Here is a 26,630-nt window from a genome sequence, read left to right as displayed (position 1 = left end):
CCATTGAGCAAGAAGCCCCCACTTCAAAATCTGTGATTTAAGTGGTGGGAGCATGTCACCAGCTGTGTAAGTTTGCCGAAAACTTGATATAAAGTCAGTATCAGTAGAAAAATAAAAATAGCATATCCAAGCAAATAACCGGGATTTCCCATCTGATCTGCAAGAAATTCTAATGGCGTGTTTTCAGGCGGTACGTTGATAAACATATAATTGCTGTCAAATTTTTTGTTAAAAAGATAAACAGGCGGAACGATACCGCAAAGCAACAGTACCGGCTGCCAGATATGACGTGTTTTAGGGCGAATGTTTCCACTGACAAAAAGTAACCATGGATAAAGAATGATCAGCGCATGATATACAAAACCATGGATCGTCATATAATGAAAAGGTGGGTACACGTTCCACACCGGAAATAAAATGCCAAGGACAGCACCGGGCATAAAAAGGCACAGTGCAATTTCAACAAGAGAAGTCCAGCGACCGGTGCGCAATGCCTGCATTTGCAAGAACAGATAGAAAAATCCTGCCAGATCGCAAAGGTGGAAAGGCAGCATTCTGGCGTTCATGTGTCCGGTGACAGTCAAAATGGCATCCTGTGTAAAGGTGCAGCATAAAGCCAGAAGCACAGTGATATTCAACATTTGTAATTGTCTTATTTTTGTAAGGCGCAGGTATATTCTGCATAGAAGAAAAATAACAATGGCAATGCAGGTAAGCCAGATGAAATGCATTCTGCCAAAAATCGGAAAGCCACAATTCTCAGGCAAAGCATTCTGATAAGTGAAAAAATAAGTATACATAAAAAAGAACCTTCATTCATAAAATACTAAACTTGGTAGAGACATAAAGTAAATCCCGTACGCTATTATGTATTTTATGAAAGAGGTTCTTTGTTTCAAAATTACGATTTTTATTTGGTATAAAGTAAGGATCGTAATCTTTTTATTATTTTATGATATGCGTTTGATTTGTCAAAAAAGTATTGTTAGCAGTGCTGTTCTGACTTATTTAGTATGGCTTTCCTGGTAAGTTTTTAAACGTTCTAACATGGTTCTTAACACATCTTCTGAAGCAGCAAAGGAAAAACGAATGCAGACGCAGTCTTCTTCTCCGTAAGCGATACCTGGAACACCGGCAATTTTTGCTTTATCCAACAGGTCATTGCAGAGTGTTTCACTGTCCATATCAGTGTCAAATTTAACCCATGCATAAAAAGCTCCGGCAGGTGTCAGAAGTTCCACACCCGGAATCTCACGGATTTCTTCAAACAGAAGGTTTTTGCGTTTTTCGTATGCCTGACGCATCTGTTCGGTTTCTTCCACACAATCAAGCGCAGTCAGAGCACCGCGCTGTAAAAATCCGCTGGTACAGCTGATGGAGTGCTGGAATAATTTCAACACTACCTGATAAAGCGCAGGGGTGCAGGCAAGATAGCCCAGACGCCATCCGGTCATGGCACTGCATTTTGAAAAACCGTTGACGATGACCACACGTTCAAAAAATTCCGGAATGGAAGCCAGACTTACGATTTTGTTCTGGTCATAAACAATTTTTTCGTAAATTTCATCAGATAAAACATAAACATCAGGATGGTTACGCAAAAAGGCGGTGAGAGCCTGAATATCACTTTCTGTTAGAATCTGTCCGGTTGGGTTGTTCGGATAGTTGATGATCAGAAGTTTTGTTTTATCGGATGCTGCAGCTTCCAGAGCTTCTTCTGTGATGCGGTAGTTTTCTTCATATTTTAAATGAACAGCAACGGGTTTGCCACCACTGGCTTCTACGATGGACGGATAGGATACCCACCCCGGTGTGAGCCAGATCGCTTCATCCCCCGGATTGATCAGGGCACGAATGGTCAGGTACACAGCATATTTTGCCCCAGGAGTGATCAGAATATTCTCTGCTTGATACGGTGCGTGATTTTCTTCCTGCAGTTTGCGGGCAATGCGGGCACGAAGGTCAGCGTCTCCGCGGCTGTCAGAGTAGTGTGTATGTCCGGCGGCAAGTTCTGCCACAACGGTATCACAGACGGCTTTCGGAGTCGGAAAATCCGGTTCTCCGCCAGTCAGGTTTAATATCTCAGGATCAGTTTTCTGTAATTCTTTTGTTTTTGCCAGCAAAGTGACGGATTTGGACGGTTCCACGTTGCTGATCAGTCTGTTAAATTCCATAAAGTAATTCCTCCAAAATACGGGAAAGTATATTAGTTTAGCTTTTTAATGTGTAAAAGCGTAATTTCTTATATTTTACTCCAATTCCGACATAATAACAATCGGAAACATAAGAATTCTCTGGATTTTTTTACAGAAAACGCTATAATAAGTATCGAATAGGCGAAAATAATGTGTTTACTGTAGCGATAATTGTCCGTATGAGATGGAAAAATTATCTCAGTCTGAGTTGAGACTCCCACTTCTGCAAGTGGTGAGTAGTAACAAGTATTTCTCAGTGGGAGTTCAATCTCCGACTGAGATAAATGCTCCGCGAGGGCGCACATTGTCTGGGAGACAATGGTTTTGCGCCGACCGGAACGGAGTGTAGAGTGCAGTGATTCTGAAAAGAAGATGTCAGCTTGTGCTGACCAGAATCACGCACCAAGTCTCACGTGCGTTCGACTTGAACAGATATGAGATGATTTCGTGTTTTATATTACAGTAAGTGATAAGATAGAGTTTGTAAATTGTCTATAAAAATATGAGAGAATGAGGATTGTAAAATGGATAAAATCGGTTATATGGGGATTCCGGGTAGTTTTTCAGAAGTGGCAGCAAATGAGCTGCGGGCAGAGGCTGGCATGACAGAGACAGAACTGGTGCCGCTGGTATGTGCGAAAAACATTCTGGAAGCAATGCAGAAAGGTGAAATTCAGTACGGCGTACTTGGTGTGGAAAATTCCACGGCGGGTCCGGTTGGTGAATTTGTACATACCTTTGAAAATATTTCCTATGAAAAAATTGGTGTATACGTGCTTCCGATTCATCACTGCATGTTTAAAAAGCCGGGCGTAGATACCGCTTCTTTAAAAGAGGTGGCTTCCCATCCGCAGGCATTGCGCCAGACCGTCAACACACGTAAGGCGAAATTTCCGAATCTGGCAGAGCATGAGATCGAAGATACGGCCATTGGAGCAGAAATGCTGGCAAAGGGAACACTGCCGGAGACAACAGCAGCGATCTGCAGTGCCCGCGCAGGAAAACTGTGGAATCTGGAGATGATCGCAGAAAATATTGAGGATAGTTCTGAGAACCGCACGACATTCTGGCTGCTGAAATTGGCATAGAGAAGAAAAGGTGCTGCTTGTCTGTTAATTATAGGTACAAATATATTTGCTGTGTTCAGAAATAATCTGAAATTATAATTATGGAAAAGATAGTAAAAATATTGTCATAAGGAAGTGATAAAAATATGGATAAATGCGTAGATGGGAGGCGAAAACTGATAAATCGTCTGCTCAGTTATGGATTAGGAATCGTAATTCTGGCATTAGGAATCACGTTGAATACAAAAACCGGACTTGGCGTGTCTGCGTTAGTTTCCATTGCATATACGGTGGCTAATGCCTGGAATCTGAATTTTGCGTTGATGACATTTTTACTGTACACCTGCTTTGCGTTGATTGAAGTCGGACTGAAATGGGGATTTTTACCACAGTTGCGAAAAGTACTTTGGAAAGATCTGTTGCAGATCCCATTTTCCTTAGCGTTTAGCCTGTTTTTGAATGTGTTTGGAGGTATTATTCCAGTAGCAGAACATGTTGGAGCACAGATTGTGATGCTTGTGTTGGCAATTGTGTGTACGGGAATCGGTGCAGCGATGATCGTAGATATGCACTTGATCCCGAACCCGGCAGATGGTCTGGCTCAGACACTTGGAATGGTGACGAAAAAAGGAATGGGACTTGGAAAAAATCTGTTGGACTGCAGTTGTGTGGGAATTTCAGCTGTGATTGGTTTGGTGGCACGTGGACGTTTGATTGGAATTGGCATTGGAACAATTGCAGCAATGATCGGTGTTGGCAGAGTAGTGGCATTGTTTAACCGGTGTTTTGAAACTAAACTCTGCAGGACAGCAGGCGTAGAGAAAGTTTAACGTTAGAGTGACTGGGCAAGTATTATAAGTGGATTGCAAATATCTGTTTGACATGGTTGGTGGATGCGTATCCTAAAAGTCTGGTTAGAAGAAAATAGAAACCGTGTGAATTGCGTGAAAAGTATATATAATATGAATAAAATGTCGAACTTCAAAAAAGAGAGAAAAATCTGTTGACTTTCTGATTGATATGGGTGTATACTAACGAAGTCGACAGGGAACAGAACAGTTCACCGGTCAACAAAATGGGATCTTAGCTCAGCTGGGAGAGCATCTGCCTTACAAGCAGAGGGTCACAGGTTCGAGCCCTGTAGGTCCCATTCAATATGGCGAGATAGCTCAGTTGGCTAGAGCATGCGGTTCATACCCGCAGTGTCGAGGGTTCGAATCCCCCTCTCGCTATTAGAAACCTGTAAGAATTATCTTATAGGTTTTTTTGTTGCGTAAAAATATCTACTTGTAAAATTTCACAAAATGACAGTAAAAAAGAATCCTTGAAAACGTACGATTTTCATGGATTCTTTTTAGATTCCGCAAAATAAGAGCATTACAGCTAAAAAACAGCCATTGTGCAATTTGTACAGGTGAAAAATATACCATAAAACAATAATTGACATTCGTCATTTTGTGGTATTATACTGCAATCAATACGAATCATACGAATTGAAAATCTTTTTGTTATTTCTGATTTAACCGTTTGGTTAATTCGTAAATTAATTTTAAGTCGTTGGTATTCAACTGTTTTAATTCATCTCAGTCTGAGTTGAGACTCCCACTTCTGCAAGTGGTGAGTAGTAACAAGTATTTCTCAGTGGGAGTTCAATCTCCGACTGAGATAAATGCTCCGCGAGGGCGCACATTGTCTGGGAGACAATGGTTTTGCGCCGACCGGAACGGAGTGTAGAGTGCAGTGATTCTGAAAAGAAGATGTCAGCTTGCGCTGACCAGAATCACGCACCAAGTCTCACGTGCGTTCGACTTGAATTTCTGTTTTTTCCATAAGCTGCGAATTATGTGTTTCTGTATCAAAAAAGTTTTGGGAGAAATATCAAAATATTCACAAATATATATAAATTTTGATAGATTTCACTTGTTTTATGTGCAAAATTATCGCTCAAATTCGCTTTTAATGTTGAAATATGACGATTAGTGCGGTATAATTATGAAAAATGTAGAAACTAAAATTATAGTAAATAGGAAACAGAAAAAATGCCAAAATATAAGATTAAGAAAAAAGAGTGCCAATTGCTGGTGAATGTAAAACTTACATCTTCAGAAAAAATCAATGAGATAGAAATTATATATCCGAATTTGCCTATTTTTTGAAGGGGATGGTATACAAATTAATTCAGGGGAGGAAGTATGCGATATACGGTAGTAGCAGAAACAGATATTGGAATTAGGAAGAACATAAATCAGGACAGTGTTCTTGTAAAACATGCAGAGACAGAGTTAGGGGAAATTTTACTTGCGGTTGTTTGCGATGGAATGGGAGGACTGGACAAAGGAGAGCTGGCAAGTGCTACTGTGATCCGAAGTTTTGCAACATGGTTTGAACAGGAACTTCCAAAAGAACTGGTGCATCTTGATTTTACGGTCATCGCACAGAAGTGGGAATTAATGATAAGGGAATTAAATACAAAAATAGGTATTTACGGGCAGCGGCAGCGTGTACAACTTGGAACCACGGTCACTGCTATTTTGTGTGTGGGAGACAAGTATCTGACTTTACATGTAGGAGATACCAGATTGTATTTTCTGGATGAAACGACCATTCGTCAGATGACTACAGATCATACGTTTATTGCCAGAGAAATAAAAAGAGGAACGATGACATTAGAACAGGCAAAAGTGGATAAAAGGCGAAATATGCTGTTGCAATGTGTGGGAGCTTCTGCGCAGGTGGAACCGGAAATGCTGTATGGAAATATAAAAAGCGGCGTATTTTTGCTCTGTTCGGATGGTTTTCGACATGAGATCGGGGAAGCAGAGATGTTTCAGACATTACATGCAAGTGTTTTGAAAGATCAAAAGACGATGAAAACGCAGTTACACCATTTGATCGAACTGGTAAAACAACGACAGGAAAGGGATAATATCTCAGCGATTTTAGTGAAAATCGATGGAAGATAGGGGAAGAAGTTATGGCAGAAATAGGATCTGTAATTGACGGAAAATATGAGATTTTAAGAAAAATCGGTCAGGGCGGAATGTCCGTTGTTTATCTGGCAATGGACACGCACTTGAATAAGCAGTGGGCAGTAAAAGAAATTAGAAAAAAAGGCAACGGAAAAGACGACGTGGTGATTGTAAACAGTCTACTTGCGGAAGCAAATATGATGAAAAAACTGGATCATCCGTCTCTGCCACGTATTGTCGATATTATTGACAACGGGGAGACCATTTTTGTTGTCATGGATTATATCGAGGGAGAATCGCTGGATAAGATTCTTCTGGAATACGGTCCACAGCCGGAGGAGCTGGTGATTGCATGGGCAAAGCAGTTATGCGATGTCTTATCTTATCTGCATTCCCAGAAGCCGCCGATCATTTACCGTGATATGAAACCGGCCAATATTATGTTGAAGCCAGAGGGAAATATTAAAATCATTGACTTTGGTATTGCCCGGGAATATAAGGAACAGAGCCTGGCAGATACCACCGTGCTTGGAACAAAAGGTTATGCGCCTCCGGAACAGTACAGTGGCCAGACTGATGCAAGATCCGATATTTTTGCGCTTGGAATGACGATGCATCATTTGCTGACCGGAATCGACCCGCGTGGCGGAGAAAAATATGTACCGGTCCGGATGTGGAACCCGGAATTGTCAGAAGGTATTGAGATTATCATTGACAAATGTGTACAGCCGGCAGCGGAGAACCGATATCAGAATTGTTCAGACCTGTTATATGATCTGGAACATCCGGATCTGATCACCAAGGACTATAAACGGACACAGAAGCGGAAATTGCGGGCATTTGTCATATTCGGAACTCTGGCAGTCGCTCTTGCGGCAGCAGGAATCACCTGCAGGGTGGCAGCAAAAACGATCAACAATAATGATTACGAAAATCTGGTTTCCGTATCAGAATCAACGTCAGTAGATGAAAAAATCGACAGCTATATGAAGGCAATTGATATTTATCCGGAAAAACTGGATGCTTATGAAAAAATGCTGACGGCTTATGAAGACGATGGAACCTTTGGAAAAAAACAAAATGATCAGTTTTTGGGAATTTACAACCGAAATAAGGCAGAATTTGACACTTCCAGTAAGGAGTATGCGGAACTGAATTATCAGATCGGTATGATGTATTTTAACTATTATACGGATGACGATGGCTCCTATAGTTTTTCCAATCGTGTACAGAAAGCCATTTCTTTCTTTGAATTAAATGCGAAAAATGAGAATATTTCTCCTGATTTTAAAGAAAAGAAAATTTCGGACTGTTATTATCAGATCTGCTCTTTCTATAAAACTTATATTTTGAATTCAGCGACCGTAGAGGAAGCATCAAAAGAAAATTATGAACAGCTGTTGGATCAGATCGACGATACGTTGACAGAGGTGGAAGATTCCGGAGCGTATGATAAATTAACATTTTATAATGGTGTATTTATGCTACTGTATGATCAGAGAACAAATATAGAACAGGTAAATGTAGATCAGGATAAGATTCTTACTTTATTGGATCGTGTTTATGAAAAAGCATCAGAACTGACGGTACAGAAGGAACAGTCACAGCAGTTGCAGCGGGAAATTCTTGATAATTACGACAACTATAGAGAAGCAATTCAGAGAACTTATACAAATGCGGAAGAGAGGAAACAGTAATGGCAGAATTATTAGTAAAAATATCGTATATTGCATTTGCCGGAGCTGTTGTTTGCCTAATTCTGGCAGTTATTTTGTTTATAAAATTTAAAATTCCGACGGTAATTGGTGATCTGTCAGGAAAAAATGCGAAGAAAGCAATTCAGCAGATGCGGGAGACAAACTCCCAAAAAGGCAATCCGGCCTTTAAACCAGGAAAAAAGAACGAAAGGCATAAAAAACTAACGGAAGAATTAACATTTAAGAAAAAAGAAAATGTGACAGAGGCAATCCGGCCGGAAACGGGATTGCTAAAAGAAACAATGGCGGCTTCACAGGAGTCATCATCAGATGAGACGGAACTGCTGGTAAGCGAAGAAACCGCTATTTTGGGGAATGTGACAGAGTCTTTGGAAAATGAGACGGAGATTCTGACACAACAGAAAACAGTGCATATGAAGATGTTGGATGACATTATGCTGGTGCACACAAAAGAACGTATTTCATAAGTAATATTTACTTATTACAAATATGAAATAAAAAATAAACAAGGGAGGAAAAGATGAGAAACAGAAAATGTACAAAGCCCAAACGCTTGTTATCCTTTTTTCTGGCAGTTCTGGTTGCAGTGTCTATTCTGCCGATGTCCTGGCTTCAGGCATCAGCAGCAACAGAAAAACACCCGGATGCAGTAACCATAACCGTAACAGATGGAAATGGAAAAGCGCTGGCTGATGCGGTAGTCAATTATACGATTGAGTCGCAGACAGATGTTGAAAATCCAATATCCGGAATTGTAATGACGGACGAAGACGGATGTGCAGAAGTACTGTCTGGGGATGACTATAAGGAAAATGATTTAGAACTTACCGCACAGGTATCCAAAGAACATTATGAGAGCAATGATACGGCCATTGTATCTTTGCCAATCACATCTGCAGATCAGAATTTTGAGGTGTCCTTACGTTGCATGCTGATTGAGGATGTGACTGTGACAGGTGTAACGGAAGCGTATGCGGATGGAAAAAAATTCCCGGCAGCTACCGTGGAGGGTATCGTAACAGATGGTGAACATCCGGATAAGGTAACCTATGAACTGTACACATATGGAAAAGATGAGACGACTGGGAAAGACGAATGGGTATCAGCGGGACAAACCAGTGAACTTCCACAGATTTCAGAGGTGGGAAACTACAAACTTGCGGTCAGTGTAGACCGTGGGGAACAGTATGAGATTTATCGTACTGAGGTTGATTCAGAAATAACGTTAGGTAAAATAACGGATTATACAATTACACCTTTGAATGAGACCTATACCGGAGCAAAGGAAGGTCAGGAACTTCCAAAATATGATGCTGTAACGGTAACCGGTGGAAGAAAAACTGATAATGTTACTTATAAGCTTGGTACCGGTGAGAAAACCGAGACGATTCCACAGATTCAATATGCCGGAACTTATTCTGTGACAGTACGTGTGGAAAGAGAGAATTATGAACCTTTTGAACAGACGTATACGGCAGTGCTTAAGTCAAAGGCAAATGAATACAAGGGTACATATGATGGAAAATACCATCGACTGATAGAATCCGTGGAAGGAACCGATCCTAATAATAAAGATGTAGTGGTGGAATACAGTGTATCCGAAAAGAAAGAGGAATCAAGCTGGTCAAGAGAGGTCCCAAAAGGTGTAAATGCAGGAAGTTATCCGGTTTATATCCGAATCGACAGAGATAATGACGGAAAATTTGAAGAAACAATTGATGCAATAGCAACGATTGATCCGGTATCCATTGAGCTGAAAAATATTTCAGATGAGATACCAGAAAGTGTAACATACGAAGAAGCGCGAAATAGAACCTACGATTATTCTGTAAAAGCTTTTGGTGTTGATGATCAGGAGTTTGATTCATCAGTCGTGAAGATTACTTATTCCATTGAGAGCGCAGAAAAAGAAGATAGCTCTGAAGAATCAGGGGATACAGAAGGAACAGAAACAGGGAATGCTTCTACAGATATGAAAGAAATTGCAACGATCGATGAAGGAGGACAGCTGCAGGTTCAGGAAGCAGGCGGTGGTCATAGCATCTATGTAGTTGTAAAAGTAGAACTTAAAGATACTTGTTCAGAAAAAAACAATTATATTAAAAAAACACGAAAAACACAGTTAGATATTGTTCAGATGGATGGTCTGCTGAAATTTGAAGAAAATGGTAACATTGTTAGTTCTAAAAAGTATGTGTTTGGAACAAATAATGGTATTATTTCAAATTTGAAGGCATGGAAATCTGAGAAGGACAACGGTACAATCACTTATAGTACGACTGTTAATGGAGAAGATTCCGAAAACTATGGAATTTCTATTGACAAAACGAGTGGAAAACTTAGTATTTCCAATTATGAGAATCTGGCAGAAAAATTAGTGGATAATAACGGTGCTCTGACTGTAAAAGTGACTGCTCACAAAACTGCTGGAACAAAATGGGTTAGAAAAGGCTTTGGGCTTTGGGCAAAAAAAGTACTTTATGAGGAAGCAGATGCCGATTATTCCATTAATATTCAGTTTGAAGCAACGCCGGAGAACAGTTTTTCTCTGAAGAGCTCTGAAAGTGCAGATGCAGAAACAATAACGGCCAATGAAGCAGGATGGTTTCAGCAGGCTGTATATGTTGTTCCGGCAGAGGGATATCAGATTGCAAGCGAATGGAAAAATGATGCAACTAAGACATTAAATGCAATGAGCTGCGTGGTATTTAATAATCAGGGTGAAAGCGAACGTATTGTTTATCTGAAAAGTACAACGACTGGTGGTATTACAGCTCCAATCAAAACTGGTATTGAGAAAATTGATAGTGTAAGACCAGATGCAAAAGATATCGAGATTACCTATTCTGCTTCTACTTCGCCTATTCTTGAAATGTTAAATAAAATTTTCCATTTCTATGATAAAACTGGTGTCGAAGTAACAATTACAGCAAAGGATGCTACTTCTGGTATTAAAGCACTGAATTGGATCTATACACGTGCTGATGATGCCAGTGATAGTAATCTGGAACAGGCCAGTGGAACTTTGACTGACATCGCGGAAGTTAAAACGGATAGAGATAAAAAAGTTTATCAGGCAACATTGCTGCTTCCAGTTGGGAAAAAAGATCAGTTAAATGGTAATCTGCAGGTACAGGCAGTTGATGCAGCAGATTTGTCCTCTGACTATATGACGGACACGGACAATATTGTTGTCGTTGATAGTATATCTCCAAAGTTAGATGCATCCTACAGTTTTGAAAACGCAACGGAACATTACCAGAAGGTAGAAGAAGACGTTAATGAGAAGAAAGTTAATCATCATTATACTTCTGATGATGTAACGGTAACACTAAAAGTAAAAGAAGCAAACTTTTACGCAGATGATGTAACGGTCACCATAAAAAAAACAGATGTATCGGATAAAACGACAGACTATTCGTTCAAGGGATCAAAGCTGAATTGGGAAAAGATTACAAATAAAAATGCCCCAGAAGATGATGATGGCAAAGACTGGTACCAGGCAGAATATACACTTTCCGAAGAAGGCGATTATGTTATTACGTTACAGGATACCGATCATTCCGGAAATGTCGAAGAAAAAGTCTATACATCAGAGGTTATTACCATCGACAAGACGGCACCAACCATTACGTTTGAGGAAGATGCTTCTGTAACAGATAAAACAGATCCTAAAAGAAATCAGAAAGTAACTGTAAATATTGATGAACGTAATTTCCGTGCAAAAGACATTTCGGTAACCGGTTCTGCAAAAAATATCAAAGGGGAAGATGATCAGAAGAAGCTTGATGCTCTTAATGAGTATCTGCAGCAAGAGGACAGCTGGAAAATAATAGATAAGAAGCATGTCGCAGAACTGTCTTTGGATAAACTCGAAAATGTTGTCGGAGATGCAATTTATGATCTGAAATTTGAATATAAGGATCTGGCAAAGAATTCACTGGCCGGTGAGGAAAAAGAACATTGTACAGGGGTGGTTCTGGATCGTGAAGCACCAACGAACGTAAAGGTTTCCTATTCTGATAACTATACAACACTAAAGAAAATATTTGATAAAGTGGCGGAAGCAGTTACCGGTAAAAAATATTTCTATTATAACAAAAAAGTAACATTGACATTTACTGCTCAGGATGAAGTCAGCGGTGTAGATCACTTTACCTGGTCTTACGCAAAAGAAGCAAATGCAAGTAATGTAAATAAAGATACAGGCGATTCAGCGTATACATTACAGACGGTAGACGCAGTTCAGGATAAGGAAAAACCGGAACAGTTTTCAGCAACGGTTGTTTTACCGCGTGGGGACGCAGATCAGTTAGATCAGTTAAGAGGAAACTTTATTTATGCGGCAACAGACAAATGCAAGAAAGAGATTAAAAATCCAATTGTAGATAATGAAAATGTGATTGTTGTGGATACTAAGGTTCCAACCATGACTGCAACTTATACAACTCCAAGCAGAAAAGAGGGAAATCACTGGTATTACAACAAAAACATTGATCTGACCTTTGCAGTGACAGAAGCAAACTTCTATGCAGAGGATGTAAAAGTTGAATTATCCAGAAATGCAGGTGCAACTTATACAGAGGTTACACCGGCATGGACCGATGAATCAGTAGATCTTCATATTGGAACATACACAATTCCGGCATTGAAAAACCACAGCAATGATGCTGACTACAAGATTCGTGTCACCTATGAAGACCGTAGTGGAAATGTCATGAAGGAATATGTGTCAAACGTTATGACAATCGATACCAAAGCTCCGATCATCAGCGTATCCTATACAAATAAGGATGTAAAAAATGTATTAGCGGATGCAGAAGGTCATAACAGATCTTATTTCAATGCAACACAGACAGCAACCGTGACAATCAATGAGCACAATTTTGTTGGAAAAGAAGTAGATTACACGATTATTGCCAAAGATGTGACTGGAAAAGTATTGAATGCGGATGCATTGTGTCAGAAATCCGGATGGACAGATCGTGGTGATATTCATACGATGACGATTACTTATCCGGGAGATGCAAATTATACGTTTGATGTGGCATATGCAGATCTGGCAACCAATCAGGCAACAGATTACAGTGAGGATTATTTCACTGTTGATAAAACAGTTCCATCTGGTCTGACTGTAACATATAGTCCGAGTATTTTAGACACTGCATTAAATGGAATCTCCTATGGTTTCTATAATGCAAAAGTAAGAGTTACACTTACTGCAAATGATGACATCGCAGGTGTACATGATTTCAAATATGCATATACCAAAGCGGCAGGTGTCAGTGCTGTAAATGCAGAGCTGATCAATCAGATCATCGAGGAAGCAGGAATTACTTATTCTGCAGATGGACGGACAGCAACTTCTACGTTTGAGATTCCGAAAAATGCGTTAACAAATGATACACAGTTTAACGGAACTGTTCAGTTTACAGCAAAAGACCGTTCAGAAAACGAATCCGGTGAGCTGGCAGATACCAAACGTCTTGTCGTAGATAATATCGCACCGACAGCAAATGTTGAGTATAACACGCCGGTTCATCAGGAAAATGGTATTTCCTATTACGATGGAGCTGTTACAGCAACAGTGACAATGAACGAAGCAAACTTCTATCCGGAAGATGTAGTTGTATCTGTGACCAAAGACGGAGCTGCGTACAGCGTATCTCCAAGCTGGAGTGATCAGGGTACAGATGTTCATATAGGAACATTTACCCTGACAGAAGATGGCGATTACTTTATCACAATGAATTACAGAGATAAATCCAGCAATCAGATGGTAGAGTATTCTTCTGAACAGCTTACGGTGGATACTGAAATTACCGCACCGGTTATTACCGTAAATGGTGAGGAAGCAAACGGAAGAGCATTTAAGGATGAGGTCGTTCCGGCGGTATCTTTCAATGATATTAACTTTGACAGTTATAAAGTAACACTGACAAGAACACGTTATGATGTGAAAGATGAAGATGTCACAGAAAAATATATTGCCAGTGCAGTTGCTTTAGATGGTCAGGGCGGAAGTGGAAGTTTTGATACATTCGAAAAAGAAGCAGGAACAGATGGTATTTATACTATGACTGTTTCTATGACAGACAAAGCAGGACATTCAGCAGAAACAACAGCAACCTTTACTGTAAACCGATTTGGTTCTGTATATGTGTATAATGATCAGCTGATTGACCTGATTCAAGATGGTGGAGCGTATGTTCAGCCGTCAGCAATCAAGGATGATCTGGTAATCACTGAGTATAATGCAGACAGACTTCTGGCAGATTCACTGGATATTGAAGTTCTGTGTGATGGTAAACCGATGGCAGATACAGATTATTCTGTGACACCGGAAATTAATGATCAGGCACCGATCGGAAGCAGTGGATGGTATCAGTATCAGTATACGATCGCAAAAGAAAATTTTGCAAAAGATGGTGTATACAAGATTGCCGTAGCATCAAAAGATGCAACCGGAAACAGCCCAGAGACAACAAACTATGAGGACAAAGAGATTCTGTTCCATGTGGACGGAACTGCTCCTGAAATCACAAGTATTGCAGGACTGGAAGATACCATTATCAACGCACAGAGTGTAGATGCAACCTACAGTGTTTATGATACAATGGGTCTGAAATCCATCAAGGTTCTGGTAGACGGAAAAGTAGTGGATGAGATCACTGATTTCTCTGCTGACAGAAATAACTACGAAGGCGATTTTGTAGTTAATGAAAGCAAAGATAAACAGAAAGTAGAACTTGTTGTTACTGATCTGGCAGGTAATGTGACAGATACAGATTCAGAAGAATTCAAAGAAGCTTGTGCGTATGAATTCAATGATGTAGTAACAATTTCTACAAATCCGATGGTACGTGCAATGGCATGGATCAAAGATCATGCAAAAGTGATTGCAGGTACAGTAGCTGTAGTAGCAGCCATTGTAGCAGGTATTATTGTACTTGTGTTAGTTCGCAGACGGAAAGATTCAGAGGATGATTCAGAGTCAGGCGGAAATAATTCAGAAGAGTAATTAGGAAAGTGTTAGGTTAGTATCTGATTATTTGAACAAGGCGCAAAGCGACTGTGTTCATGAGCAAGAAGCGAAGTGGATTGCGAATGTCCGTTTTACTGAACTAAAAATATGAGCAGTAAGTTCCTGCACGGGAAACCGTGCAGGAGCCAAAGCTGCTTATTAGAGATGATTTTGAAATAAAGTGATCTGTAATAAACAGCTTTGGGAGAAGGAGGAGTATGAGTGTGAATGCATTAGTAGAAAAAGGAATTTTGGCAGAACAAAAATGTGGAAGTAATTTTGCATATACATTGCTGGAGGATGGATTGTTTTTGCCAACAGAGTATAAAGTATTACGGAGTCAGGACGATCAGTGTTTTTTGAAATGTATGAAACTGACGTATAACGGTCAGATACAATTTTATTATCTCTTAGAAGATTATCGTTCTTTGGCACAGATGCTGCCTTCTCTGGACGCAGATGGTTTAATGGTTATTGTTACGAACGTTCTGGCAAATATGCTTCAGGTGAAAAATAACGGTTTTTTGTCCTGCCAGAAGTTAGATCTGACTTTTGAGCATATTTATGTGGATACGAATACATATAAAGTGAAACTTGTCTATGTGCCAGTGAATCAGGGATTTTATATGGACGATGCGTCTTGTGAAAATGCATTTCGGACGAGCCTGATCAAATTGATCGGTACAACACAAAATCTGTGCAATAATAAAACAATAAAATTTGCAAATAGTTTGTCAAATGGACTGTTGTCGTTACAGGATTTGTATGAGACTGCCAATACCGGAAAGGTGTTTCAACCATATGGAAATACTGGTGCTGTCAATGTGAAAACATATTCTGGAATGCAGCCAAAGATGGAAGGACCAAGACGAAGTGCGAGCAGCATGCAACTGGTATCTTTAAATGTGCCAAATAAAATTATGCTTTCCGTAGATAAAAGTGAGTACGTGATTGGCAAGAAAGCAGATGCTGTGGATGGGATACTTTCTTTTAATAAGATGATAAGCAGGATTCACTGCAAAATTATACAGCGGGATGGACAATTTTTCATTGAAGATCTGCGAAGCGCAAATGGAACGTATGTGAATTACGAAAAATTAAATCCACATAGTCCGCGTTTACTGAAAAATGGTGATCGGATTCGCTTGGCAAACAGTGATTTCGAGGCAATGATTGACTAGCAGAAATACAAACAGTTGAAAAATAGATAGAAAATATGGGGTAAGTGTAGGTATGGATAAACCGAGAGTAGTGATTGCTGATACCGACGAAAATTATATTCAGTCGATAGAATTAAAATTTATAGAAGATTTTTTTGATAAAGTGCAGTTGGAAATAATTACGGATCAGGAATATTTTGAACGATTATTTATGACTCCACAAAGTGCAGACATTTTAATTGTCTCTGAAGATTTATATGATATGTCTCTTCAGAAACACAATATCAAAAATATTTTTGTGATGACAGAACAACATGAGGAAGATCAGACGGAAGAACTGAATATCACAAAAATATTCAAATACAGCAGTATCAAGGGAATTTTTAATGAAATTCTGGGACAGAGTGCAAAGGATCTGAAACTGGCAGAGGAGGCAAGAACCGAACCACAAATTGTAGTAGTAACTTCGGCAGCAGGTGGTGTTGGAAAAACGACAGTGGCAATGGGGATGTGTGCGTGTCTTAGTCAGAATTATAAAAAGGTTTTGTATATTAATGCTTCTAACCTGCAGTTTTTTCAGTATATGATGAAAGATTCAACTCCTATTTCGGATATGGAAGTATATGTACAGTTAAACACGCTGGAACAGTGTAATTATGAAAGCATAAAGCATGTGATTCGAAAAGAAGTGTTTTCATATCTGCCACCATTTAAAGCAGCGCTTATGTCGTTAGGCATCGAATATGATGTTTATGAAAAAATCGCTGTTATGGCAAGAGATAGCAGAGAATATGACTTTATTGTTGTGGATACCGATAGTTGCTTTAATCTGGAATTAAGCCGTTTGTTTGACACAGCAGATAAAGTAATTGTCGTTACAGATCAGACAAAAAAATCTGTATATGCAACAAATGCGCTGGTTTCCAGTATTAATGGGATTAATAGTGGAAAATATATATTTTTATGTAACCAGTTTGAAAAAGAAAAAGATAATGCGTTGATCAGTCCGGAAATTCTTTTGAAATTTAATGTAAGCGAGTATGTGGATGCTATACCACAGTGTGAGAAAAAGGATACTGGGGAGTTGGGAGAAGATTCGGGAATAAAAAAGGCGGCATTTTTGATTATATAGAAAGTACTAATGAAAACATAGAGGAGACGGTTATTAATGGTGAGTAATAAGGCAATCGTACAATTTATTAACAAAATTACCGGACAAAATGTTGAACTGGAAATTCCAATAAATATTACAGCAAATGATTTGATTATAGCATTGAATGAAGCATTTCATTTAGAAATGGATGTTAATAATATTTTTAATTGCTATTTGGTTGCGGAAAATCCCATTGCATTTTTGCATGGAAATAAAGAGTTGTCCGAATTTGGAATTAGAAATGGCACAAAAATAATATTTAAAAGGGGTTAGGGATGGATTTTCAATACAAATTAATAGTAAGTAATCAAACATTCTATAAAGAATTTGAGATTCCGGCAGAGTTAGAACGTGTAAAATTAGGATCGACATCAAATTGTGAATTTCGATTAAACTCAGAGTTGTTTTTTGAGGATATAGAAATTAGTCTGCAGAAAAAAGATGGATGGAATATATTATGTAGTGACAATTTGTATATTAGCAGAGGCGATGCGCGTAAATTATTATTTTCAGAGTTGTCACACGATGATGTAGTTAATATATGTTATGTAAATTCGGGGGAATTTGCATTTCAAGTTCGTTTTCTTATTGATTTTGAAGCTGAGATTCCGAGATATGATTGGTATATCAAAATGGATGAAGTACCACATATTACAATTAGTGATACAAGAGGATCAGAAATTGAATTAGAAAGTGAATATGGAAAAGGTACTGCTGTTTATATTGAAAAAACGAAAAACGGGATTGTGATAACAGAAAAAACATCTCAACTGGGGGTTAATGTAAACGGAAAGAAAATTAATAAAACGGCCATTTTGAAAGATTTTGACTTCTTTTCAATAGCAGATTTTTTTGGATTTTATAAAAATGATAAAGTGTATTTTTGTCATGATAATATCCAAACAAATAATATTAAGAAATATAATGATCGAATAGCAACCACGGAATATCCTAAATTTGTCAGAAATACGAGAATTAAGATAAAAAATGACGAAACGGCAATAAAAATTCTTGATCCGGCTGCAGTACCTGCTAAACCGGACTTAAATATTGTCACATCGCTTATGCCAGCGATCGCAATGTTTGCCCTTGTTGTTGTATTAAGAGGAGTACTTAGCACAACAGGTGGAACATTTGTCCTTTTTAGTATTTGTTCCATGGGCTTGGGGGTAGTTACATCTGTAATTAGTATTTTTGATAAGAAAAAACAATATAAAAAAGACTGCGCAGAAAGAACGGAGACATATTTAACGTATATAGAAAAGAAGAAAAAAGAGATTGAAGAGGCGAGAGAAAAGGAGTTAGAAGGATTACAGCAGCAATATTATAGTATTGAAGAAGATATTGAACATATAAGTTCGTTTTCAGCGCAATTGTTTGATCGACTTCCAGAGGATGAAGATTTTTTAGATGTTTATCTTGGTAAGGGAAAAACAAGAGCAGTGAGAATTATAGATTATAAACTTCAGGAAAAGCTAGAAGCAGGGGACGAATTGAGCGTAATGCCGGCCAGAGTGGCACAAGAATATGCTGATATAGCAGGAGCTCCGATAAAAGTATCGCTTAGAAATGCAAATGCTGTTGGTGTTGTTGGTAAAGATGATGAGCTATATACCATGCTGAAGAATATGTTAATTGACTTGATCAGTAGACAATATTCTGGAGATTTGAGTATATATATGCTTCTTGATGAAAAAAAAGAGAAGTATGACTGGATTAAATTACTTCCACATTTGCAGAGCCGGACTGGAGCACGAAAAATTGTATGTGATGTAGAAAGTAAAAATAATATTTTTGAAAACCTTTATAAAGAATTGACATTACGAAGCGAAACAAAGGAACAAAGTGGATATAATGTTGTATTTGTGATGGCAGAAAATGGAATAAAGAATCATCCAATCGCAAAATTTATAGAAAAGGCATCAGAATTAAATACTGTTTTTGTGTTTTTTGAACCAAATGTTACTTTGTTACCTCAACATTGTTCTCAGATTATTGAAATTAAATCAGACAATGTAGCAGAGATATATAGTTCTGTCAACAAAATAGAAAAAGAAGAATTTATTTATCCAAGTGTATCAGATGGACAAATGCGGAAAGCGATAGAGTTGATTGCACCTGTATATTGCGATGAAATAAGCTTGGAAGGTGCATTACGAAAGAGTATTTCACTTTTTGAGCTGCTTGGTATATATGATGTAAAAGATATTGATTTAACAAGTAGATGGAAGCAGTCAAAAATTTATGAAACAATGGCAGTTCCGTTAGGAGTAAATGTTAAAAATGATGTTGTATATCTAAACTTGCATGAAAAATTTCATGGTCCACATGGTTTAGTATCTGGAACTACAGGTTCAGGAAAAAGTGAGATTCTTCAGACCTATATATTGGGAGCAGCGACATTATTTCACCCATATGAGATTGGTTTTGTTATCATCGATTTTAAGGGTGGAGGAATGGTTAATCAGTTTAAAGGCTTGCCACATTTAATGGGAGCTATTACAAATATTGATGGAAAGGCAATTGACAGATCTTTAAAATCTATTAAGGCAGAATTGTTAAAACGTCAAGCTTTATTTGCAGAGGCTGAGGTTAATCATATTGATAAATATATTAAAGCATACAAAGAAGGAAGAGTAAAAACAGCACTTCCACATCTGGTTATTATAGTTGATGAATTTGCTGAATTGAAAGCGGAGCAACCAGAATTTATGAAGGAGTTGATTAGCGCAGCACGAATTGGACGTAGTTTAGGAGTTCATCTTATTTTAGCAACTCAGAAACCGGCAGGTCAGGTTAATGATCAGATCTGGAGCAATTCAAGATTTAAATTATGCTTAAAAGTGCAGACACAAGAGGATAGTAATGAAGTATTAAAATCACCATTAGCGGCTGAGATAAGAGAACCGGGACGAGCTTATTTGCAGGTTGGTAATAATGAAATATTTGAGTTATTACAATCAGGTTTTTCTGGAAGTCCGGAAAAAAGCGAATTGGGAAATCAGAAGTCTTTTGACATATATGAAGTTGATTTTAAAGGTAATAGAAAATTAGTATATCGCCAGAGACCAAAGAAAATGACGAATGCACGGACTCAGTTAGATGCAATCGTTTCTTATGTACATGATTATTGTGAAAAAATGCATATTGAAAAATTACCGGAAATCTGTCTGCCAGATTTAAATGAGACAATTGTATTTGACAATGCTAAGTATGGATGTGGCAACAACATTTTGGATATGCAGATTTCTATTGGAATATATGATGATCCAGATCATCAGTGCCAGAACAAAGCAGTAATCAATATTGGAAGTGTAAACACAATGATTGTGGGTACGTCTCAGTATGGAAAAACTAATTTGCTAGAAGTATTAATACGTGGAATTGCAGAAAATTATTCGCCTAAAGATGTAAATGTCTATATTATAGATTTCGCTTCAATGGTTTTGAAAAACTTTGAGAAGTTAGCTCATGTAGGCGGTGTCGTATGCCCTTCTGATGATGAAAAATTAAAAAATTTATTTAAGTATTTAACGGATCAGATTAATTATCGAAGAGAGATTTTATTGTCCGTTGGTGTTGGTTCTTTTTCTTCATATAAAGAGGCTGGATATAGCGATTTGCCGCAGATAGTACTGTTTATTGATAATTTTACTGCTTTAAAAGAACTTTATTTACAAGACAATGATATGTTAATGACCATATGCCGTGAGGGATTGTCGGTAGGAATATCTGTGGTATTGGCAAATTCGCAGTCAAGTGGTCTTGGATATAAGTATATGTCAAATTTTGCAACAAGAATGTGTTTGTTTTGTAATGAAACAAGTGAATATTCTGCAATGTTTGGATCTTGTAGGATTAGACCAGATGAAATCCCGGGAAGGGGCCTGGTTGAAATTGATAAAACAATATATGAGTCTCAGACATTTTTGGCTTTTGAAGGTGAGCGTGAGATTGAACGAATTCAAAATATGCAGAAATTTACGGATGAGATGAATTGTAAGTATCAGGGCATGCATGCAAAAGCAATTCCTGAAATCCCATCACTACTCAAAGCGGAGTATGTATATGATAATTTTGTTGAAATGTATAACGAGTTTAAACAGATACTGGGAATTAGTTATGATACAGTGGAACCTGTTGTATATGAAGTACAAAAGAATAATATGCTTGCTGTTAGTGGAGTAGAAGAATCCGGAAAATCCAATTTCATAAGATATATAGCACATTTTATGAAGAAAACCCATACAGATATAGACTTATTTGTGTTTGACAATTATAAGAAGAAACTTGGAGCAATGCAAAATGATTGTTTGGTATATGATGTGACCGGTGAACAGTGTGTAGATATTTTGGTAAATCTTGAAATATATCTGAAAAATAGATATCAGCAATTAATTTCAGGGGACGATACAGATGATTCATGGAAAATGCTTATTATTAATAATGAAGATCTATTTCAGACAATCAGCGCGGATAAAGTTGCGTTGAATGCATTCAAAAATATTACAGGAAAATATAAGATGTTAAATATTTTTGTAGTGTTAGGAAATGTTCCTAATATGCAAATTGTCTATGGTGTGCCAGAAATATATAAACTTGTAAAAGAATCTAGAAATATATTGTTTTTTGGCGATTTGGAGAATTGCAAAATTGTAGATGTTCCATTATCAATTGTTCGAAAAAATAAGAAAAAGGTTGAAACAGGGGATGCGTTCTATGTTTCAGGAAATGAGTGTTGTAAAATAAAAACACCATTATCAATGTAATACTTTGAGTATAGTTGCATGAGCAATTATATATATAATATTTAAAAGGAGGATAAAAAAATGGCATCAGGACAGATTAGAATGACACCTGAAACAATGAGAGGAAGAGCAAGTGAATATCGGATTGAATCTGAAAATGTTCAGAATGTAATCGAAAAAATGGATTCATTACTTGAAAGTCTTCAGGCAGAATGGGAAGGTGCTGCATCAGAAGCATATGCAGCAAAGTTTGGCGAACTTCGCCCTTCTTTTGTAGCAGCAAAAGATTTAATTGATGATATTGCAAATGCTCTTGATAAAACGGCAGAGGCAGTTGAAAACACAGATAATGAGATTGCAAGACAGTTTGGAATGTAACATGCCGTGTTTGCTGAAAATAAATCGCAATATTTAAATGAGGTATATTAACAGCATGAATAACTGATCTTCTGTATCATTTGTTTCAAATGATACAGAAGATTGGATAAGAAAATGGTGAGTATATGAAAGAATATAAAGACATTGAATATAATTATCATGACTACTCTGATAGTAAAATATATATTACATTAGGAATTAATGTAGGAGTAGCTACTAGATATTTTCTTATAGATGGCAAGAAAGAATATATCAGTAATCTTTCTTTTGCTAATATATTGACAAACTATTTGAAGTTAATTTTGGGACAAGAGTTAGTTGTAAATGTGGACAGGACGATAACACATTTAACGTATATTTCAAAACAGGAGACCTTTGAAGAAGATTTTTTACGGTTTATAAGAACTATTTTTGCTAGTGATAAAGATGCGGAATTATTTGAGACTAGTAAGAAAAATACTATAGAGAAGTTTAGAAAAAATTATAAAAATGGAGAATTTAGAGCACTATATAAGGCTTTTGAATATTCGGATGCAAACAAAGGATATAAATTATATGATTTAATAGAGGGTTTGCAAAAGATTAATTACGAAACTTTTATAAATGAGAATAAATTATTAATTGTTCCAGATAATTGTTGCTTATATATTAATGGAAAACTACAAGATATTTCATGTGAAGCAGTGGAACAAATAAATACTATTTTTGCAGAAAATCAACATACGGCTACTTTGGGTGGTACGATGAGTGAACAAAGATTAAAAGATGATGCACATCTTTTAGAAGTAGCACGAGAAAATGTCAATGTAGATATTTTGTCTCTGGGCTTTGAAACAAATATAAGTGTATTAGACAGAATGATATATTTATTATTTCAATCTCAGAAAATTCTAGCAGAAAATAAAATTCTTCATATAGACACGTTTGACAGTTCAATAATTATGCAAACAGAAGAAGTAATAAAAATGAAAATGATGTTAAAGAATGTGTTAAAAGAAGAAGCGTTTGAACAAACAAGGAAACATGTACTAGGAGTTATCAATCAATGGTTGGAGATGGATCCTATGCGGTTTAATATGTTAGCTGTTGAATTGAAAATTGAGAATGTTCAAATTATCGATTTCTTAAATATTATTTCGACTGTAGAATATGATGAATTTGTAACAAATGTAATTAAAATGAGACCTACGGTATCTGAAGCACAGATCATAATGAGGAGATAATAGAAATGGCGGAATTTATATTAAAACCAAATGATTTTCAAAAGCAAGTAGATTCATTTAAATCAACAACAGAAACGGTTTCTGCGCTGAAATATACATTGGAAAAAAATGGTATTAGTTTACAGTCAATTGATAAGTATGAAGAATGTATTACGGCAATGAATGATTTGATTACAACTTTTGCTGAATTTGCTGAGATGGATTGTAACTCAATACAACGGATAAAAGCAAAATGGATGAATACAGACAGTGATATGGCAACAAAAACATTGGGAGAAATTTTGTCTGCAAAAATTTCAGGAAACTAGACATAGAGGAAAGGATAATGTAGAATGGCATCACAGGGATCATTGAAATTAAAATCAACATCACTATTAGATATGTATAATGCGATTCATACATATGAAAGTACTGTTCAGGATGCTTTATATGAACAATATAAAGCGGCATATAAATTAACGGTTACAAATTATATGCGTGGAAGTGCGGCAGATGCATTTAAAACATATTTTTCTAAAGGAACAGTTAATTTAATACAAGGTTTACTTGATATTTCGTCTGAAATGACCATGATTTTACAATTAATTACAGAAGTCTTTTATCAATTTGAGAGTGCGTCAAATGGAACAATTTTTGAGACGCAATTAGATGAAGTTGGTAGCAATCTAGACGGGAAAAAAAGTACTTATGAGGGAATGGAAAACGAAATAAGTTCTGTTATGGGAGCAGCCAGTCAGTATATAAATATTGTAGATGTAGGATACGCAGATGTGTATGATGCATATGGGCAGGTAACGAATATGTTACAGCAAATTAGAACAGATTTGTATAGTGTAGATGCAGATGCGGTAGTATCGGCTCAGGAATTGTTAACACGAATTCAGGAGTTAAAGTCACAGATTACGCAAACAATGGGATTGTGCTATAAAGATGGAAATTTTATGCCGGATCAAGCAGTAACGTTGTCAAACCAAAGTTGGTACACAACACAAACTAATGCTACATTAACGTTATTACTTTCAGAAGATCCTTTTGAATATGAGGCAGGCGCTGTTTCTGTTTCAGAAGACCAATGGGCTGCGGGATTATGTTCTGATGTATATGCGTATGCAGGATATTCATTTCTAAATGCATCCTATGAGAGCGGTGTTGAAAATAACACGGCGTTTATGAAAGCAAGGGCTTCTGTATTAAATTTAAATGGATATGCGCAGTTAACGGATTATATTAAAGCGCAGGGGGAAGCTAAAGTTGGTTATGCGGAAACAGATTTGAAAATAGGTGCCGGTGATGGGTATTTTGGTGCGCATGTAAAAGCAGAAGCTGGTGTGATAAAAGTTAATGGATCTGTTGTTGCAGGAACAGATAATTTTAACGGATATATAAAAGGAAATGCAGATGTTTTAAATGCAAATGGAAATGCAGCATTTGAATTTGAGGATGATGGACAGTTTGCAATAGGGGTTGATGCAGGGGCGTCATTGGCTTCGGCAGGGATAGAAGGAGGATTTAACTTTTTAAGTTATAAAGTATATGATGGAACAGCAACAGGGGATGAAAAAGATGATTTATTTAAAGTGAAAGTACGAGCAAGTGCAAATGCAGGAGGAAGCTTTGCAGTTTATGCAGAGAGTAAGAAAGCAATAGATTTAGATATTGCGGATATTAATGCTACAACTTTAAAAATAAAAGGAGAATTTTTACTTGGTAGAAATATCGAGATTACAGTACCGACAATATATATGAAGTGGCCATGGTAAAGAAAGAATATAATGTTTAAATTTAATGAGAAAAAATGTGTTTGCGAAGAGGAAGGGACAATTATAAAAAAGAGATGGAATGGAGATGTATGGTTTATTTCTGTTCAATATGCTGTCAATGGAATAAATTACACTTGTACGGAGCAGATTAAGTATAAAAAAATTTCAACTTATAAATTAGGAGCACTTCCAGTTGGAATTCATTCAAAAATTGCATTAGATTCTATTGAGATAGGCACTAGGATAAGAGTATTATATGATCCAAATAAGCCTAAAAGAAGTTTTTTGCCGGATAATACAGGAATTCCACTGATGTAAAAGGGTGTCGTATTTAACAAAGGAGTAGTAGAATGGAAGAAACATTAGATGATTTAAAAAGAAAATTAAAAAATATTGCATCTAAGATTAGCGATAAAATGAATGAGCGACAGAACTATTTGGATCAGGCTGCTGAAATTCAGAAAATTTATGACCGTATGCTTCAAGATAAGAAGACATTAAAAAAATATAAGAGTGATATCAGGACTTTTTATAACAAGGCATATACAGATTTCAAAGGTAATAAATTTTCATATACATATAAGCCATCTATTCAGGAGTTGGGAAATTCTTATGATGCAGTTATATCTAGAATCGATACAAATTTAGATGCACTTAATACTAAAAAGTCGGAATATAATAATAAGGCTTCCGGTTGTTTAGGACCTTTGGGATCATTGGAATCATCCTACAATTATGTTAAAACAAAAGTTCAGAATTGGACGAATTAAGGTGAGATTATATGAACAATATTAAAGTAAAATTAGTTGAAGCACATCAGAGTCAGTTGAAAAATTTTGATGTGAAAAAAGAATTGCAAAGTGTACAAGAGTATGTTAATGGCTTAGAAATTGAATTAGAAAATAGGACTGTTTTTCTGGTATGCATTCAGGGAAATTATGATGATTTTGGAAAAAGAACCAATACGGTATTTGTAATTATTAATAATTGTGGAAAGGCAATTAGAGAATTACATGGAGTGATAAAAGTGAAATCTTGTATACTACATACAGTTCAATTTGCGAAAGCTACAATAGATTTTGATGAGGCTTTCATGGGAAAAATTGAAAATAATGAGGGCATGCTTGTACATTTGAACATTCCTACAAGAGGGTTAAATCAAAACAAGATATTTAAGTCAACAGAATTGGAGGTAGAATTCACAGACGTACGTGTTACATATGTGGATGAATAAA

19 protein-coding genes and 2 tRNA genes are annotated in these 26,630 nt (G+C 37.0%); 19 read left to right on the top strand and 2 right to left on the bottom strand.

Annotated features, from left to right (window positions below):
- Nucleotides 1–23 precede the first annotated feature (23 nt).
- Nucleotides 24–731 (bottom strand): YwaF family protein, encoded by a 708-nt coding sequence (locus tag DXB15_RS10465; RefSeq protein WP_243115636.1) that lies wholly within the window; start codon nt 729–731, stop codon nt 24–26.
- A gap of 273 nt (nt 732–1,004) precedes the next feature.
- Nucleotides 1,005–2,174, bottom strand: a complete 1,170-nt coding sequence (locus DXB15_RS10460) for a pyridoxal phosphate-dependent aminotransferase (RefSeq protein WP_118702916.1) — start codon at nt 2,172–2,174, stop codon at nt 1,005–1,007.
- Nucleotides 2,175–2,719: 545 nt separating this feature from the next.
- Here DXB15_RS10460 and DXB15_RS10455 point away from each other — a divergent pair.
- The 19 genes from DXB15_RS10455 (at nt 2,720) to DXB15_RS10365 (ending at nt 26,629) form a co-directional block, all read left to right on the top strand.
- Nucleotides 2,720–3,283 carry a prephenate dehydratase gene (locus DXB15_RS10455; RefSeq protein WP_109216753.1) on the top strand — a complete coding sequence of 188 codons (564 nt, stop codon included), beginning with the start codon at nt 2,720–2,722 and terminating at the stop codon, nt 3,281–3,283.
- A gap of 125 nt (nt 3,284–3,408) precedes the next feature.
- Nucleotides 3,409–4,092: a YczE/YyaS/YitT family protein gene (locus DXB15_RS10450; protein ID WP_243115633.1), complete on the top strand. Its 684-nt coding sequence runs from the start codon at nt 3,409–3,411 to the stop codon at nt 4,090–4,092.
- A 247-nt stretch (nt 4,093–4,339) separates the two neighbouring features.
- Nucleotides 4,340–4,412 (top strand) — tRNA-Val (locus tag DXB15_RS10445).
- An 8-nt stretch (nt 4,413–4,420) separates the two neighbouring features.
- A tRNA-Met gene (locus tag DXB15_RS10440) sits at nt 4,421–4,494 on the top strand.
- Nucleotides 4,495–5,454: 960 nt separating this feature from the next.
- Complete coding sequence (locus tag DXB15_RS10435; protein ID WP_118702915.1) at nt 5,455–6,225, top strand: PP2C family protein-serine/threonine phosphatase; 771 nt, start codon at nt 5,455–5,457, stop codon at nt 6,223–6,225.
- A gap of 11 nt (nt 6,226–6,236) precedes the next feature.
- Nucleotides 6,237–7,928 (top strand): serine/threonine protein kinase, encoded by a 1,692-nt coding sequence (locus DXB15_RS10430; RefSeq protein ID WP_118702914.1) that lies wholly within the window; start codon nt 6,237–6,239, stop codon nt 7,926–7,928.
- A complete protein-coding gene (locus tag DXB15_RS10425; protein ID WP_109216263.1) occupies nt 7,928–8,416 on the top strand; it encodes a hypothetical protein in 489 nt (162 codons plus the stop codon). The genes DXB15_RS10430 and DXB15_RS10425 overlap by 1 nt, the downstream gene beginning before the upstream one ends.
- 53 nt (nt 8,417–8,469) lie before the next feature.
- A complete protein-coding gene (locus DXB15_RS10420; RefSeq protein WP_118702913.1) occupies nt 8,470–14,970 on the top strand; it encodes a hypothetical protein in 6,501 nt (2,166 codons plus the stop codon).
- Nucleotides 14,971–15,197: 227 nt separating this feature from the next.
- Nucleotides 15,198–16,154: an FHA domain-containing protein gene (locus DXB15_RS10415; protein WP_158582249.1), complete on the top strand. Its 957-nt coding sequence runs from the start codon at nt 15,198–15,200 to the stop codon at nt 16,152–16,154.
- Between the two features lie 52 nt (nt 16,155–16,206).
- Nucleotides 16,207–17,265 carry an AAA family ATPase gene (locus DXB15_RS10410; RefSeq protein WP_109216260.1) on the top strand — a complete coding sequence of 353 codons (1,059 nt, stop codon included), beginning with the start codon at nt 16,207–16,209 and terminating at the stop codon, nt 17,263–17,265.
- A 36-nt stretch (nt 17,266–17,301) separates the two neighbouring features.
- On the top strand, nt 17,302–17,559 hold the full coding sequence (locus DXB15_RS10405) for a hypothetical protein (RefSeq protein ID WP_109216259.1): 258 nt from the start codon (nt 17,302–17,304) through the stop codon (nt 17,557–17,559).
- Between the two features lie 2 nt (nt 17,560–17,561).
- On the top strand, nt 17,562–22,055 hold the full coding sequence (essC, locus tag DXB15_RS10400) for a type VII secretion protein EssC (protein WP_243115632.1): 4,494 nt from the start codon (nt 17,562–17,564) through the stop codon (nt 22,053–22,055).
- 60 nt (nt 22,056–22,115) lie between these two features.
- Complete coding sequence (locus DXB15_RS10395) at nt 22,116–22,412, top strand: WXG100 family type VII secretion target (protein WP_118702911.1); 297 nt, start codon at nt 22,116–22,118, stop codon at nt 22,410–22,412.
- Between the two features lie 125 nt (nt 22,413–22,537).
- Nucleotides 22,538–23,635 carry a hypothetical protein gene (locus tag DXB15_RS10390; protein WP_118702910.1) on the top strand — a complete coding sequence of 366 codons (1,098 nt, stop codon included), beginning with the start codon at nt 22,538–22,540 and terminating at the stop codon, nt 23,633–23,635.
- Between the two features lie 5 nt (nt 23,636–23,640).
- Nucleotides 23,641–23,943, top strand: a complete 303-nt coding sequence (locus tag DXB15_RS10385) for a hypothetical protein (RefSeq protein WP_118702909.1) — start codon at nt 23,641–23,643, stop codon at nt 23,941–23,943.
- 24 nt (nt 23,944–23,967) lie between these two features.
- The gene (locus tag DXB15_RS10380) at nt 23,968–25,395 is read left to right on the top strand and encodes a T7SS effector LXG polymorphic toxin (RefSeq protein ID WP_118702908.1); all 1,428 of its coding nucleotides are present in this window, start codon (nt 23,968–23,970) and stop codon (nt 25,393–25,395) included.
- A 12-nt stretch (nt 25,396–25,407) separates the two neighbouring features.
- Nucleotides 25,408–25,713, top strand: coding sequence for a DUF3592 domain-containing protein (locus tag DXB15_RS10375; RefSeq protein ID WP_109216253.1), 306 nt, complete (start codon nt 25,408–25,410; stop codon nt 25,711–25,713).
- Between the two features lie 32 nt (nt 25,714–25,745).
- Nucleotides 25,746–26,165, top strand: a complete 420-nt coding sequence (locus DXB15_RS10370) for a DUF5082 domain-containing protein (protein ID WP_109216252.1) — start codon at nt 25,746–25,748, stop codon at nt 26,163–26,165.
- A gap of 11 nt (nt 26,166–26,176) precedes the next feature.
- Nucleotides 26,177–26,629 (top strand): hypothetical protein, encoded by a 453-nt coding sequence (locus DXB15_RS10365; protein ID WP_109216251.1) that lies wholly within the window; start codon nt 26,177–26,179, stop codon nt 26,627–26,629.
- The last annotated feature ends 1 nt before the right edge of the window (nt 26,630 follow it).

Origin of the sequence: Roseburia sp. OM02-15, assembly GCF_003481835.1 — a bacterium.
Taxonomy (GTDB): Bacteria; Bacillota; Clostridia; order Lachnospirales; family Lachnospiraceae; genus Eubacterium_I; species Eubacterium_I ramulus_A.
The sequence above is the reverse complement of the archived record's forward strand: the minus strand, read 5'-3'. Positions and strand labels throughout refer to the sequence as shown.

What these genes read in the sequence shown, in the direction of transcription:
- DXB15_RS10465 (WP_243115636.1), bottom strand. Translation starts at nt 731, where the DNA reads ATGCATTTCATCTGGCTTACCTGCATTGCCATTGTTATTTTTCTTCTA.
- DXB15_RS10460 (WP_118702916.1), bottom strand. Translation starts at nt 2,174, where the DNA reads ATGGAATTTAACAGACTGATCAGCAACGTGGAACCGTCCAAATCCGTC.
- DXB15_RS10455 (WP_109216753.1), top strand. Translation starts at nt 2,720, where the DNA reads ATGGATAAAATCGGTTATATGGGGATTCCGGGTAGTTTTTCAGAAGTG.
- DXB15_RS10450 (WP_243115633.1), top strand. Translation starts at nt 3,409, where the DNA reads ATGGATAAATGCGTAGATGGGAGGCGAAAACTGATAAATCGTCTGCTC.
- DXB15_RS10435 (WP_118702915.1), top strand. Translation starts at nt 5,455, where the DNA reads ATGCGATATACGGTAGTAGCAGAAACAGATATTGGAATTAGGAAGAAC.
- DXB15_RS10430 (WP_118702914.1), top strand. Translation starts at nt 6,237, where the DNA reads ATGGCAGAAATAGGATCTGTAATTGACGGAAAATATGAGATTTTAAGA.
- DXB15_RS10425 (WP_109216263.1), top strand. Translation starts at nt 7,928, where the DNA reads ATGGCAGAATTATTAGTAAAAATATCGTATATTGCATTTGCCGGAGCT.
- DXB15_RS10420 (WP_118702913.1), top strand. Translation starts at nt 8,470, where the DNA reads ATGAGAAACAGAAAATGTACAAAGCCCAAACGCTTGTTATCCTTTTTT.
- DXB15_RS10410 (WP_109216260.1), top strand. Translation starts at nt 16,207, where the DNA reads ATGGATAAACCGAGAGTAGTGATTGCTGATACCGACGAAAATTATATT.
- DXB15_RS10405 (WP_109216259.1), top strand. Translation starts at nt 17,302, where the DNA reads ATGGTGAGTAATAAGGCAATCGTACAATTTATTAACAAAATTACCGGA.
- essC (WP_243115632.1), top strand. Translation starts at nt 17,562, where the DNA reads ATGGATTTTCAATACAAATTAATAGTAAGTAATCAAACATTCTATAAA.
- DXB15_RS10395 (WP_118702911.1), top strand. Translation starts at nt 22,116, where the DNA reads ATGGCATCAGGACAGATTAGAATGACACCTGAAACAATGAGAGGAAGA.
- DXB15_RS10390 (WP_118702910.1), top strand. Translation starts at nt 22,538, where the DNA reads ATGAAAGAATATAAAGACATTGAATATAATTATCATGACTACTCTGAT.
- DXB15_RS10385 (WP_118702909.1), top strand. Translation starts at nt 23,641, where the DNA reads ATGGCGGAATTTATATTAAAACCAAATGATTTTCAAAAGCAAGTAGAT.
- DXB15_RS10380 (WP_118702908.1), top strand. Translation starts at nt 23,968, where the DNA reads ATGGCATCACAGGGATCATTGAAATTAAAATCAACATCACTATTAGAT.
- DXB15_RS10375 (WP_109216253.1), top strand. Translation starts at nt 25,408, where the DNA reads ATGTTTAAATTTAATGAGAAAAAATGTGTTTGCGAAGAGGAAGGGACA.
- DXB15_RS10370 (WP_109216252.1), top strand. Translation starts at nt 25,746, where the DNA reads ATGGAAGAAACATTAGATGATTTAAAAAGAAAATTAAAAAATATTGCA.
- DXB15_RS10365 (WP_109216251.1), top strand. Translation starts at nt 26,177, where the DNA reads ATGAACAATATTAAAGTAAAATTAGTTGAAGCACATCAGAGTCAGTTG.